13 protein-coding genes are annotated in these 12,364 nt (G+C 69.7%); 4 read left to right on the top strand and 9 right to left on the bottom strand.

The window, feature by feature from the left end:
- Positions 1–56: 56 nt before the first annotated feature.
- The 3 genes from katG to LDL49_RS17490 all read right to left on the bottom strand — a co-directional run bounded on the left by katG (position 57) and on the right by LDL49_RS17490 (position 4,192).
- Positions 57–2,288, bottom strand: coding sequence for a catalase/peroxidase HPI (gene katG / locus LDL49_RS17480; protein ID WP_225292120.1), 2,232 nt, complete (start codon positions 2,286–2,288; stop codon positions 57–59).
- 32 nt (positions 2,289–2,320) lie between these two features.
- Entirely contained in the window at positions 2,321–2,758 is a 438-nt protein-coding gene (locus tag LDL49_RS17485) for a Fur family transcriptional regulator (protein ID WP_225292121.1), read from the bottom strand.
- A gap of 210 nt (positions 2,759–2,968) precedes the next feature.
- Positions 2,969–4,192, bottom strand: coding sequence for a serine hydrolase domain-containing protein (locus LDL49_RS17490; RefSeq protein WP_225292122.1), 1,224 nt, complete (start codon positions 4,190–4,192; stop codon positions 2,969–2,971).
- On the opposite strand from LDL49_RS17490, the gene LDL49_RS17495 reads away from it, so the two are divergent.
- The 3 genes from LDL49_RS17495 (at position 4,191) to LDL49_RS17505 (ending at position 6,160) form a co-directional block, all read left to right on the top strand.
- A complete protein-coding gene (locus LDL49_RS17495) occupies positions 4,191–4,340 on the top strand; it encodes a hypothetical protein (protein ID WP_225292123.1) in 150 nt (49 codons plus the stop codon). The genes LDL49_RS17490 and LDL49_RS17495 overlap by 2 nt on opposite strands.
- Before the next feature lie 105 nt (positions 4,341–4,445).
- A complete protein-coding gene (locus LDL49_RS17500) occupies positions 4,446–5,390 on the top strand; it encodes an ATP-binding cassette domain-containing protein (RefSeq protein ID WP_225292124.1) in 945 nt (314 codons plus the stop codon).
- The gene (locus LDL49_RS17505; protein WP_225292125.1) at positions 5,387–6,160 is read left to right on the top strand and encodes an ABC transporter permease; all 774 of its coding nucleotides are present in this window, start codon (positions 5,387–5,389) and stop codon (positions 6,158–6,160) included. Before LDL49_RS17500 ends, LDL49_RS17505 begins: the two co-directional genes overlap by 4 nt.
- Here the strand turns inward: LDL49_RS17505 and LDL49_RS17510 are convergent.
- Positions 6,139–9,213 (bottom strand): AfsR/SARP family transcriptional regulator, encoded by a 3,075-nt coding sequence (locus LDL49_RS17510; RefSeq protein ID WP_225292126.1) that lies wholly within the window; start codon positions 9,211–9,213, stop codon positions 6,139–6,141. The genes LDL49_RS17505 and LDL49_RS17510 overlap by 22 nt on opposite strands.
- Positions 9,214–9,368: 155 nt before the next feature.
- On the opposite strand from LDL49_RS17510, the gene LDL49_RS17515 reads away from it, so the two are divergent.
- The gene (locus LDL49_RS17515) at positions 9,369–10,106 is read left to right on the top strand and encodes a VOC family protein (RefSeq protein WP_225292127.1); all 738 of its coding nucleotides are present in this window, start codon (positions 9,369–9,371) and stop codon (positions 10,104–10,106) included.
- Positions 10,107–10,112: 6 nt separating this feature from the next.
- Here the strand turns inward: LDL49_RS17515 and LDL49_RS17520 are convergent, their stop codons facing one another.
- The 5 genes from LDL49_RS17520 to LDL49_RS17540 all read right to left on the bottom strand — a co-directional run bounded on the left by LDL49_RS17520 (position 10,113) and on the right by LDL49_RS17540 (position 12,362).
- On the bottom strand, positions 10,113–10,685 hold the full coding sequence (locus LDL49_RS17520; RefSeq protein ID WP_225292128.1) for a GNAT family N-acetyltransferase: 573 nt from the start codon (positions 10,683–10,685) through the stop codon (positions 10,113–10,115).
- 142 nt (positions 10,686–10,827) lie between these two features.
- The gene (locus LDL49_RS58385; RefSeq protein WP_308016135.1) at positions 10,828–10,929 is read right to left on the bottom strand and encodes a DUF397 domain-containing protein; all 102 of its coding nucleotides are present in this window, start codon (positions 10,927–10,929) and stop codon (positions 10,828–10,830) included.
- 214 nt (positions 10,930–11,143) lie between these two features.
- Positions 11,144–11,515, bottom strand: coding sequence for a hypothetical protein (locus LDL49_RS17530; protein ID WP_225292129.1), 372 nt, complete (start codon positions 11,513–11,515; stop codon positions 11,144–11,146).
- A 391-nt stretch (positions 11,516–11,906) separates the two neighbouring features.
- Entirely contained in the window at positions 11,907–12,161 is a 255-nt protein-coding gene (locus tag LDL49_RS17535; protein ID WP_225292130.1) for a DUF397 domain-containing protein, read from the bottom strand.
- A gap of 6 nt (positions 12,162–12,167) precedes the next feature.
- The gene (locus LDL49_RS17540; RefSeq protein WP_225292131.1) at positions 12,168–12,362 is read right to left on the bottom strand and encodes a DUF397 domain-containing protein; all 195 of its coding nucleotides are present in this window, start codon (positions 12,360–12,362) and stop codon (positions 12,168–12,170) included.
- Positions 12,363–12,364 lie beyond the last annotated feature (2 nt).

A 12,364-nucleotide genomic window follows, 5' to 3' on the forward strand; every position in this document is an offset into this window, starting at 1 on the left:
GTTCATATGACAAAACGCCCAGGTCGGCCTATCACGGCCGACCTGGGCGTCAATGATCAGACGAGGTCGAACCGGTCCAGGTTCATGACCTTGTCCCACGCGGCGACGAAGTCGTCGACGAACTTCTTCTTCGCGTCGTCGCTCGCGTAGACCTCCGCGAGCGCGCGCAGCTCGGAGTTCGACCCGAAGACGAGGTCGACCCGGCTGCCGGTCCACTTGACCTCGCCCGTGGCGGCGTCGCGGGCCTCGAACGTGGTCGCGTCCTCGGACGTCGCCTTCCACGTCGTACCCAGGTCGAGCAGGTTGACGAAGAAGTCGTTCGTCAGAGACCCGGGGGTCGCGGTGAGGACGCCGACCGACGACTGCTGGTGGTTCGCGCCCAGGACGCGGAGACCACCGACGAGGACCGTCATTTCGGGGGCGCTCAGGGTCAGCAGGTTCGCCCGGTCGAGCAGCAGGTACTCGGCCGGCAGCCGGTTGCCCTTCCCGAGGTAGTTGCGGAACCCGTCGGCGACCGGCTCGATCGCGGCGAACGACTCCACGTCCGTCTGCTCCTGCGAGGCGTCCACGCGACCGGGCGTGAAGGGGACCTCGACGTCGAAGCCGGCGGTCTTGGCGGCCTGCTCGACGGCCGCGGCACCGGCGAGCACGATCAGGTCGGCGAGCGAGATCTGCTTGCCGCCGGTCTGAGCGGCGTTGAAGGCGCTCTGGATGCCCTCCAGGGTGCGCAGCACGATCGCCAGCTGGTCGGGGTCGTTGACCTCCCACCCGCTCTGGGGCTGGAGGCGGATGCGCGCGCCGTTGGCGCCGCCGCGCTTGTCACTGCCACGGAACGACGACGCCGACGCCCACGCGGTGGACACCAGCTGCGACACCGACAGGCCCGAGGCCAGGATCTGGCCCTTGAGGGCGGCGATGTCCGCGGCGTCGACGAGCTCGTGCGTCACGGCGGGGAGCGGGTCCTGCCACAGCAGCGTCTCGGCCGGGACCTCCGAGCCGAGGTAGCGCACGATCGGGCCCATGTCGCGGTGGGTCAGCTTGTACCAGGCGCGGGCGAAGGCGTCCGCGAACTCGGCCGGGTTCTCGAGGAAGCGACGCGAGATCTGCTCGTAGATCGGGTCGACGCGGAGCGCGAGGTCGGTCGTCAGCATCGTCGGGGCGTGGGTCTTCGACGGGTCGTGGGCGTCGGGGACGGTACCCGCGCCGGCGCCGTTCTTCGGCTTCCACTGGTGGGCGCCGGCGGGGCTCTTGAACAGCTCCCACTCGTAGCCGAACAGGATCTCGAAGAAGCTGTTGTCCCACGTCACCGGGGTGTTGGTCCAGATGCCCTCAAGACCGCTGGTGATCGTGTCGCCGCCCTTGCCGGTGCCGAAGCTGTTGCGCCAGCCGAGGCCCTGCTCCTCGATCGAGGCGGCCTCGGGGTCGGGGCCGACGTGGTCCGCGGGGCCCGCGCCATGGGTCTTGCCGAAGGTGTGACCGCCCGCGATCAGGGCGACCGTCTCCTCGTCGTTCATCGCCATCCGGCGGAACGTCTCACGGATGTCGCGCGCCGAGGCGAGCGGGTCCGGGTTGCCGTTCGGGCCTTCCGGGTTGACGTAGATGAGGCCCATCTGCACCGCGCCGAGGGGGCTCTCGAGTTCCCGGTCACCGGTGTAGCGCTCGTCGCCGAGCCAGGTGGTCTCGGGACCCCAGTAGACGTCCTCGTCGGGCTCCCACACGTCCGCGCGACCGCCGCCGAAGCCGAAGGTCTTGAAGCCCATCGACTCCAGGGCCACGTTGCCGGTGAGGATCATGAGGTCGGCCCACGAGAGCTTCTGCCCGTACTTCTTCTTGACCGGCCACAGCAGGCGGCGCGCCTTGTCGAGGTTGCCGTTGTCCGGCCAGCTGTTGAGGGGGGCGAAGCGCTGCTGGCCGGCGCCGGCGCCGCCGCGGCCGTCGCTGATCCGGTACGTGCCCGCGCTGTGCCAGGCCATCCGGATCATGAACGGGCCGTAGTTGCCGAAGTCGGCCGGCCACCAGTCCTGCGAGGTCGTCAGCACCTCGGCGATGTCCCGCTTGACGGCCGCGAGGTCGAGGGTCTTGAACGCCTCGGCGTAGTCGAACTCCTCACCGAGGGGGTTGGCCACGGCCGGGTTCTTGGCGAGGATCCTCAGGTTGAGCCGCTCCGGCCACCACTGGCGGTTTCCGCCGCCCTGAGTCGGGTGCGGGGCGCGCTCGTGCGCGACCGGGCAGCCACCTCCGCCCTCTGTCTTCGGGTCGGTGACGATCGCGTCATGGTTCTCGGTCATGGGAATCCTTCCGGACTATGTGGATCACGTGCTCAGGAGGTACGGGCGGTGGAACAGCCGGGGCACAGGCCCCAATAGATGACCTCGGCCTCGTCGACCGAGAAGCCGTGCTCGTCCGAGGCGGTCAGGCAGGGCGCCTCGCCGACAGCGCAGTCGACGTCGGCGACGGCACCGCACGACCGGCACACGATGTGGTGGTGGTTGTCCCCCACGCGCCCCTCGTACCGTGCCGGGCTGCCGGCCGGTTCGATGCGGCGTACGAGTCCCGCCGCGGTGAGCGCGTGGAGTGCCTCATAAACGGCTTGCAGCGAGATGTGGCCGACGCGATCGCGCACCCCAGAGGCGATCGCCTCGACGCCGAGGTGATCACCGTCCCGGACGGCCTGGAGCAGCGCGACGCGGGCCGCTGTCACCCGCAGGCCGGCGCCGCGCAGCTCCTCGGCGATGGTCGGAGTGCTGGATGCGGTCATGCGACCAAACCTACCTACATAAACACGAATGGTACAAGATAACGAATTATCCAAGTTTAGTGCGCCACCGGGGGACGTTTGCCCCGTTGCGGTGCGACACGCCGTCCGGACGGTGTCCGCGCATGCGAACGGGGCCAGGCCGAGCTCGGTGAGCTCGGCCTGACCCCGGTCAGCGTTGTGCCTGGTGCGCGACTGGTAAGGAGGCGACCCTCAGGATGTGCCGCAGAACACCGCCTTGATGATCTTGTCCAGGGCCTGCGGGAACACCACTGACTGGTCGATCGCGGCGTCCCCCATGGTCAGCGAGGCGGTCAGCGTCTTGCTGCCGTCGGGCGTGCTGTACATCAGCGACCCGTAGCCCCCCGGAGGGCTGCCGTCGTGGTTGAGGACGATTCCGGCGCAGTCCGGGCCGGTGTCCAGCACATACTGGCCGAGGCCGTACTGGCCGAAGAGGCCGGTGCTCCTCGGGTCCGGCTCGCGCATCTCGGCCAGCAGCGGGGCCGGCAGGAGCCTGCCGCCCTGCAGCGCGGAGAAGTACGTCTGGAGATCCCGGGTGGTCGAGATCATGTCACCGGCGCCGGCCAGCAGGGAGAGGTTCTGGCGGGTGACATCGACCACCTTCCACTGGTCGGCGTCCTGGTAGCGGTAGTAGCCGTGGGCATGCGGCTCGGGGAGCCGCGTCCGGGCGCCCGGCACCACGGTGTCCCGCAGCCCGAGTGGCCCCAGGATCCGCCGCCGCATCTCCTCGGCGTACGAGCGGCCGGTGACCTTCTCGATCAGCAGCAGGGCCAGCGTGTAGTTGGTGTTGGCGTAGCTCCAGTTCGTCCCCGGCGCGAACTTCGCCGGCTTGGACAGCGCCAGCCGTACCAGCTCCTCGGGCTGGTAGGTGTGGAACCGGTTGTCCACCCACTCTTCGCCGGTGGCGGGGATCCCCGGCACGTACGTCCCATCGGTGTAGTACTCGCCGGTGTAGTTGAACAGCCCGCTGGTGTGCTGCAACATCATCCGCACCGTGATCCGCCGGTCCAGCCCGAGCTCGGGCAGGTAGCCGGCCACCGGGCTGTCCAGCCCGATCTTGCCCTCGGCCACCAGCTGCAGGACCAGGGTCGCGGTGAAGCTCTTGGTGGAGCTGCCGATCCAGAACCGTCCGTCCGTCGGCGGCTTGGCGGCCTCGCCCAGCTTGCGCACCCCGGCGCTGCCGGCCCAGTCGCCCCGCTCATCGTGTACGCGCATCTGCAGCCCGGCGTAACCGGAATCGACGATCTCCTGGATGACCTTTTGCAGCTCCGGGCGATCCCGCCCGGCAGCGGCCTTCGGCACCGGCCTGCCGTCCGCACTGGCGGGTGTGGCCACCCCGGCCAGCAGCGCGGCCGCCAGCGCCGTGACCGCCACTCGCCTGAAGGCGCTGATCGCTGGTGGGAATGGGAGTTTCATGCTTCCTCGTCTCTGGTATCGCGCTCAGGCGAACAGCTCGTCGATGAGCCTCTGCACTGCCGTCTGGAACGCCCCTGCCTGGGACATCGCCGCGTTCATGGCGTTCACGATCGCCGACCGCTCTGATATCGGGCCGTTGCCGTCCTGACGCGGTCGCTGACACGGCAGCGCATGACTTGCTGTTAGCGCGGTGTCGGCGCCGTATCAGTGGCTCCCGGCATCGTCTTGCTCGTCGAATGATGAGGAGAAGGCGATGCATGTGATCCGAGCCGAAGGGCTGATCAAAAAGTACGGCGGGACGACCGCGCTGGACGGGGTGGACCTGGAGGTCCCCGTGGGCAAGGTCATCGGCATTCTGGGGCCCAACGGGGCCGGCAAGACCACCACGGTCCGGATCCTGGCCACCTTGCTCCGCCCCGACGGGGGGCGGGCCGAGGTCGGCGGTCACGACGTGGTGCGTGACCCGGTCCGGGTGCGTGGGCTGATCGGCCTGACCGGGCAGTACGCCTCGGTCGACGAGGGCCTGTCCGGCACCGAGAACCTGGTGTTGCTGGGCCGCCTGCTCAACCTGTCCAAGAGGCAGGCGCGGGCGCGCGCCGCCGAGCTGCTGGAGCGTTTCGCGCTCACCGAGGCCGCCGGCCGGCCGATCGCCACCTTCTCCGGCGGCATGCGCCGCCGCCTGGACCTGGCCGCCAGCCTCGTCGGCCGGCCGCGGATCCTCTTCCTGGACGAGCCGACCACCGGTCTGGACCCGCGTACCCGCAACGAGCTGTGGGGAGTGGTCCGCGAGCTGGTCGCCGACGGCACCACGGTCCTGCTCACGACCCAGTACCTGGAGGAGGCCGACCAGCTCGCCGATCGCATCACCGTCATCGACCGTGGCAAGGTGACCGCCGAGGGCCGGCCCGGCGAGCTGAAGCGCCGCATCGGCGGGCAGATCCTGCACGTCCGCCCCACCTTGCGGGGGGATCTGGACGCGGTCGCCCGGGTCCTGGCCGAGCTCACCGGTACGACTCCCGCCCGCGACGAGAACATCGGCCTGCTGAGCGCGCCCGCCGACGATCCCATGCTGGTCTCCGCCCTGGTCAGAAGGCTGGAGCAGGCCGGAATCCCGGCCGACGAGCTGGGCCTGCGCCTGCCCAGCCTGGACGAGGTCTTCCTTGCGCTCACCGCGACCACCGAGAGGAACGCGGCATGAACGCCCAGGCCCAAGCGCTCCGGCACAGCCTGGTCCTGGCCGGGCGCGGTGTCACCAAGCTCCGCAAGTCCCCCGTACAGCTCGTGGACGTCATCCTGACACCGGTGGTGTTCCTGCTGATGTTCGTCTACCTCTTCGGCGGCGCCATCGCCGGCGGCGACCTCGACGCCTACTTGCAGGCCATCGTCCCCGGCATCATGGTCATGACCGTCTTCCAGGCCAGCGTCGGCATCGGCGTCTCGCTCAACGCCGACGCGGGCACCGGCGTCTTCGACCGATTCCGCAGCATGCCCGTCACCCGCTCAGCCCCGCTGATCGGTGCTGTGCTGGCCGATCTCGTCCGCTACCTGGTCTCGCTGGCCGTCCTGCTCGGTCTCGCCCTGATCATGGGCTACCGCGTCCAGACCGGCCCGCTCGCCGCCCTGACCGGTATCGGCCTGCTGCTCGCCTTCGGTCTGAGCTTCGCCTGGCTGTCGGTCTATATAGGCATGCTGGTGAAGACGCCCGGCTCGGTCACCGGCCTGATGACCATCCTCATCCTGCCGCTCACCTTCGCCAGCAACGTCTTCGTCCCCAGCCAGACCATGCCCGGCTGGTTGCGGGTGTGGTCCGGCGTCAACCCGGTCAGCCTCATGTCCGACGCCATGCGCGGCCTGCTGAACGGCGGCCCGGTCGCCGGCTCCCTGCTCGGCGCCCTGGCCTGGATGACCGGCGCGATCGCCGTCTTCTTCCCGCTGGCGATGCGCGCCTACCGCAGGAACGCCTCCTGACCGGCCGGGACGAGCCCCGCCACCCGGTCGATCGCCTCCTGGCGGGGCATCTCGGCGCCCAGGCGATAGGCCTGGGCGTAGCCCTCCTCGCCCAGGCGCTCGGTGAGCCGGTCGACCAGGGCACGCAGCTCCGGTTCACCGTGGTCGAACTCACCGCGGATGACCTGGCTCATGCCGAGCGCGGCGGCCGCCCCCCGGGGGTCGCCCTCCAGCGCCAGCACGCCGGCCAGCAGCTCGGCGGCCCAGGCCAGGCCGGCGCTGTAGCCCTGGGTGAGCAGCGAGTCGACGGCCTCGACCAGCAGCTTCCTGGCCTGGAGGGCGTCACCCCGGGCGAGCCGGTTCTCCAGGCGGGTGCTGACGAACAGGTCCCTGGCCGACTCCCCGTGGGCCGCCGCCAGCTCGTCCAGGATCCGGTCGGCTCGCTCCAGATCGCCCGAGAGCCGGTGGACGTTGGCCAGGCCCACCAGGATGTTCACCTCCATGCGCCGGTGACCGAGCTCCCTGGCCCGGCGGTGGGTGGCCTGGATGTCGCGGAGCGCGCCGTCGAGGTCGCCACTGCGCCTGCGCTCGCGCGCCAGCCGGGCCCGGCTGAGGTAGAGGTGGTCCTCCGTGCCGAGCTCGGAGCTCAGGGCCACGGCCCGCTCCAGCGCGGCGATGGCCGGGCCGTACTCGCCGCGCAGGGAGTGGTCACGGGCCAGCGGCAGCAGGCTGATCACCAGCCCCCAGCGGTCGCCGACTTCCTCGAAGCCGCGCCGCGCCTCCTGACGGGAGGCGGCGCCGGAGTGCAGGTCTCCCTGCTCGGTCAGGAGGAAGTCGCGGGCCCAGTGGGCGCTGGCCCGCACCCAGGGGTCGGCCGAGACCAGGGCGTCATCCAGGTCGGACTCCCCTGCCGAGGCGGCGGCCAGCTGCGCCATCCGCATCAGCGGCCGGGCGGGGTGGAACTCCCTGGCTCCCGCCGAGTCGACCTCCATGCTCGCCCGTACCACGCCGAAGGCCGCCCTGGCCTGCTCGGGCAGCGCTCCGCCGTACTGGAGGTAGCTCTCGAACTGCGCGCTCCTGCCGCTGATGCCCCAGTACCAGAAGAGGGCGCCCACGAACCGGGAGGGGTCGGCGGCCTGGCGCAGGCCGTGCATCAGGTTGTCGTACTCGGCGTCGAAGACGGCGATCGCGGCCAGCTGCTCTCTGGTCCGCAGCAGCGGCTCGTTCCGCTCGGCCAGCGCGAGGAAGTACGCGGAGTACGGCACGGCGAGGTCGTCACCTGACTCGGCGAGCCTGCCCAGCGCGTAGGCGCGGACGGTCTCCAGCATGCGGTACCGGTCGCCCGACTCCTGGACGATGGACTTCTCCACCAGGGAGCCGATCACGTAGACGATCTCCTCGGCGGGCAGCGACGCGTCCGCGCAGACCGCCTCCAGCGCGGGCAGGTCCGCGCCGGCGGGGAAGAAGGCCAGGCGCCTGGCCAGCGCCCGCTCCTGCTCGTCCAGCAGGTCCCAGCTCCACTCCACGACCGCGAGCAGCGTGCGCTGGCGCGGCAGGGCCGCCCTGCTGCCCGAGGAGAGCAGGCGGAAGCGGTCGTCGAGGCGGCCGGCGATCTGCTCGACGCTCATCGAGCGCAGCTTGGCGGCCGCCAGCTCCAGGGCCAGCGGCATGCCGTCCAGCCGCCAGCAGATCTCCACGACGGCCTCCACCGTGGAGGCGTCGAGCGCGAAGCCCGGCCGCACGCTCGAGGCCCGGTCGACGAACAGCCGCACCGCCTCCGCCTCCGCCGCGGCCGCCGAGTCCCTGGGCACGTCGAGGGGCCCCAGGTGGCACAGGGCCTCGCCGGTGATGGCCAGCGGCTCGCGGCTGGTGGCCAGGATCCGCAGCCGCGGCAGGCGTCCCAGGAGCTGGTCGACCAACTCGGCGGCGGCCTCCACCAGGTGCTCGCAGTTGTCCAGCAGGAGGAGGGCGTCGCCGACGTCGAGCAGCTCGCAGATCCGGTCCAGCGGCGCGGCCTCGCCTCCCTCGTAGAGGCGGTCATTGAGCGCGCCCAGCACGGCGTCGACGATCTGGTCCGCTGCGCTCACCCCGGCGTCCGCCGCGCTCACCCCGGCCAGCGAGACGAACCAGGCGCGCCCGCGCGCGTGGGCCGAGTCCCTGGCCACGGCCTCCAGCGAGAGCCGGGTCTTGCCCGAGCCGCCGGGGCCGACGATGGTGACCAGGCGGCCTCCGGACAGCAGGGCGCCGAGCTGTGCCAGCTCCGGCTCCCGGCCCACGAAGCTGGTGAGCTGGGCGGGCAGCCGGTTGGGAGCGGTCTCAGCGGGTGCCGCGGGCCGCTCCATCTCGCCGCGCAGCAGCGCCAGGTGGATCTCCTGCAGCTCCGGCGCGGGATCCACGCCCAGCTCGTCGGCCAGCCTGCCCCGGATCTCCGCGTAGACCGCCAGGGCGTCGCTCTGGCGTCCGGCCGCGGCCAGGGCACGCATCCGCAGCCCGGCCAGACGCTCGCTCAGCGGCTGGCCCACGGCCAGCGACTCCACGTCGGCCAGGACCTCGGCATGCCTGCCCAGGTGAAGTTCGGCCTGGATGCGGTCTTCAGCGGCCGCGTGGCGGAGGTTGTGCAGCCTGGTCGCGACCGGATCGGCGAAGGGCGCCTCCTGCACGTCGGCCAGGGCGGCGCCCTGCCACAGGCCCAGGGCCGCGCCGAGCGTGGCCGCGGCCTCTTTGTGCGCGCCCGCGACCAGCTCGCGCCGTCCCCGGGTGACCAGCTCCTCGAACTGGCAGGCGTCGACGTCCTCAGCGCGCACGGGCAGCCGGTAGCCACCGGCGACCAGCTCCAGGGTCGCGGCTCCACCCAGGGCCTTGCGCAGCCGGGCGACGAGGCTGTGCAGGGCGGCGGCGGCTCCCGCGGGCGCCTCCTCGCCCCACAGGTCGTCGATCAGCGTCTCGGCGGAGACGGGCCGGCCGGGCTCGAGTGCGAGCCGAGACAGCAGCATGCGGAGGCGTACTCCGCTGATCTCCGCGGGCCCGCCGCTGTCCAGATAGGCCTTGACGGGGCCGAGAACCTCAACTCGCACCGGCCCAGAATGCCGGAAACGTTCTGCTTTATCCAACTAGCTGGTGATTTGCCATTCCCGGAGCGCCCGGAGTGAAGCACCGACGGCTCGCGACCGTGGCACTGGCCCGCCTGCTCATTCATGAACCTCATCTACCTGGTCATATGATCGGCGGCATGGCGTTGCGACTTGTTCAGGCGAATATCAAGGCTCGGGATGACTCGGCGCTCGGCCGGTTCTGGGCGGAGGCGCTCGGCTGGGGTCTTTCCAGCGAGGGACCCGGCGTGACCAACCTCGAACCCAAGGGCTTCGCCTGGCCGGACCCCGACGCCTTCTACATCGATCTCGTCACCGTCCCGGACCCCGAAACGGTGAGATACCGCGTACACCTCGACCTCGCCACCACCTCTGCCGCCCATCAGGCGGAGCTGGTCGCGCGCCTGAAGGAGCTCGGCGCGACGCCCGCCGACGTGGGCCAGGGCGACGTCCCATGGACGGTCCTGGCCGACCCGGAGGGCAACGTGTTCTGCGTGCTGGAGCCTCGGGAGATCTACCGGGACACCGGGCCGATCGCCGCGGTGGTGGTCGACTGCGCCGATCCACGGGCCATGGCCCGGTTCTGGGACGAGGCGGTGGACTGGACCCTGCACGAGGTCACCGACGATCACGCGCGGCTGCGCTCCGCCAAGGGCGTCGGCCCGTATCTGGAGTTCCTTCGCACGCCCGGCGTGCCGACCGTGTGGAACCGCATCCATCTCGACCTGCTGCCCGACCCGATTGACGATCAAGCAGCGGAGGTAGCCCGGCTGCAGACCCTCGGCGCGACACCCGCCGATGTCGGCCAGGGCGATGTTTCGTGGAAGGTCCTGGCCGACCCGGAGGGCAACGAGTTCTGCGTCCTCGGCCGGGGCTGACACGGTTCAGCTGTCTGTAGGGTGCGCGAGGAACTGGCGCGGAGTACGCAAAGCAGGCACGGCTCGCTCCAACTCGACCAGCGCCAGCGGAGGCCCGTCGCCGAAGTCGTGGTCGTGGGTCCTGCCGGTCTCGGCGAAGCCGTTCTTGGCGTAGAAGCGGCGCGCTTGGACGGAGTCCCGGAGCGTCCACAGATGCACGTCGTCGTACCCGGCGTCTCGCACTCGGTCCAAGACGGCTGTCAACAGGGCCCTCGAGATGCCGCTGCCCCAGACGTCCGGGTGGGCGAAGAAGGTATGGATCTCCGCGAGGCCGGGGCGGGAAGTGGAGGCCCCGAACCGGGCGAAGGCCCCCGGCCGCTCGTTCAAGCGCGCCAGCAGGATCGTGTCCATGCCCTCGGCCTCGGCCACGCCCTCGGCCAGAATGCCGTGCCACTTGGTGCGCCGCTCCTCGACTCCGGCCGCGGCGACCTTCGGCGTGCACAACGGGCCGTGCGAGACACCCCACGACAGGGCGTGGATCTCGCCGAGAATGTCCCCGTCACCGGGTTTCGCGGGGTGGACCGTGATCACGTCAGACATGGCGTAGACACTAACTCGCCTGGCCTGGCCATTCCGCGGCGGAGCCCTCGCCTCCGACTCCCTGTCAGTACGTGAACGCCCGATCGCCGTAGAGGGCGACCGGGCATTCATGGCTGTCTGCGGCAAGGACGGATGCCCTTACTCAGAACTCGCCGTCCTTGGCTCCTGCCAGGAAGGCTGCCCACTCGCCGGAGGTGAAGATCAGCGCTGGCCCGTGCGGGTCCTTGCTGTCTCGAATGGCCACATGGTCAGCAACGAAAGCGACTCACCGTTCGAGCCGCTGAAACTGCTGGCGCGCCATTGGGCACGGGAGAGATCGACTTTCTCCTTCGTCACCCCGCGCTCCTCTCACTTCGCGCTCGCAATTTGAGCTTGCAGTGTCACGCAGAACACCACGACTGGATGGAAACGCCAGTGGCAGACCCGGCCACCGGATCTTGAAACTCCAAAGACAGGTTCTAACGGACGCAGGCGCGGCCGCCGGAGACGACCTGCTCGGTGACGGCACCGGCGGCGTCGGTGATGGTGACCTTGGCCGCGAAGAACCCCCCCGGTATGCAGTTGCCGTCCACCCAAGTGCGGCGGGTCACCGAGTTGTAGTGGCTGGTGCCGAGCCAGGTGTTCGAGACGTTGCTCCATTGGGCGGTGGCCGGGTCCGTGCCGCCCTCCCACTGCGCCTCACAGGTCATCATGTAGACGCTGCCGATGGTACTACAGAAGGAGAAGGTGATGGTCGGGGCTGAGGTGGGAGCAGCTGCCGCCGGGGTGGCCTGAACCGTGGCAAAGGACAGAGCGCATAGGGCGGCGACGGCGGTTAGGTTGCGCTTCATGGTCCGCGACCTCATTAATCAGTCTCCCTTTGAAGAGGATTTGCCGGTCGGTGAACTGAATTGACTGGTTTGATGGGTACGCCTGCTCGCATATTAAGAGCTGATCGTCGATCAGTCCATGTCTTCCGTCTGGCCGCGAGCGGTCACCGAATCAGTGTGTGGTTCTCTCGTCTCGTAGGTAGGCGTACACGGCTCCACAGCTGATGCCGTACCGCAGGCCAGCGCCGCCTTGAGCGCCCGCCGGACAGCGGGCCGTCGCGCTCGCGCGTGAGCTGGGGGTCGCCGGCCTCGGCTACTACGAAGCACACGAGCGACCAGATCATGTGTCGCTTCCGGACTGACCGCTGTAAAAACGACTCGGGCGCTTTGCTGTTGGTTGTGGAGCGTCCTGCTAGATCAGGTCGAACTGGCTGCTCTTAGTGCCCTTGAGGAAGGCGTGCCACTCGTCAGATGTGAACACGAGTACGGGGCCGTTGCGGTCTTTGGTGTCGCGGACGCCAATGCGGCCCCCGCTCAGAGGGGCGACTTCGGCACAGTCGCCACCGGCGTTGCTGTAGCTGCTCTTGCGCCAGGCCGCACGGGAGAATTCTGCCTCCGCGCCTCCTGCTTGCTCATTCTCACGCTTCCTTCGCCACCGAGATGACATCGAGAGTTACGCCATGTAGTCGAACTCTCCGGCCTTGATCGCCTCCACAAAGGCATCCCACTCGGGCTTTGTAAAGATCAGCTTGGGACCTTGTCGATCCTTAGAGTCTCGGATGGCAATCATGTCCTCGACCGGGGCGATCTCAACGCAATTATCGGTCGATCCTTGGCTTCGTGAACTCTTCCGCCAAACGGGATCCATGG

It is taken from the genome of Nonomuraea aurantiaca, from assembly GCF_020215705.1.
GTDB lineage: Bacteria > Actinomycetota > Actinomycetes > Streptosporangiales > Streptosporangiaceae > Nonomuraea > Nonomuraea aurantiaca.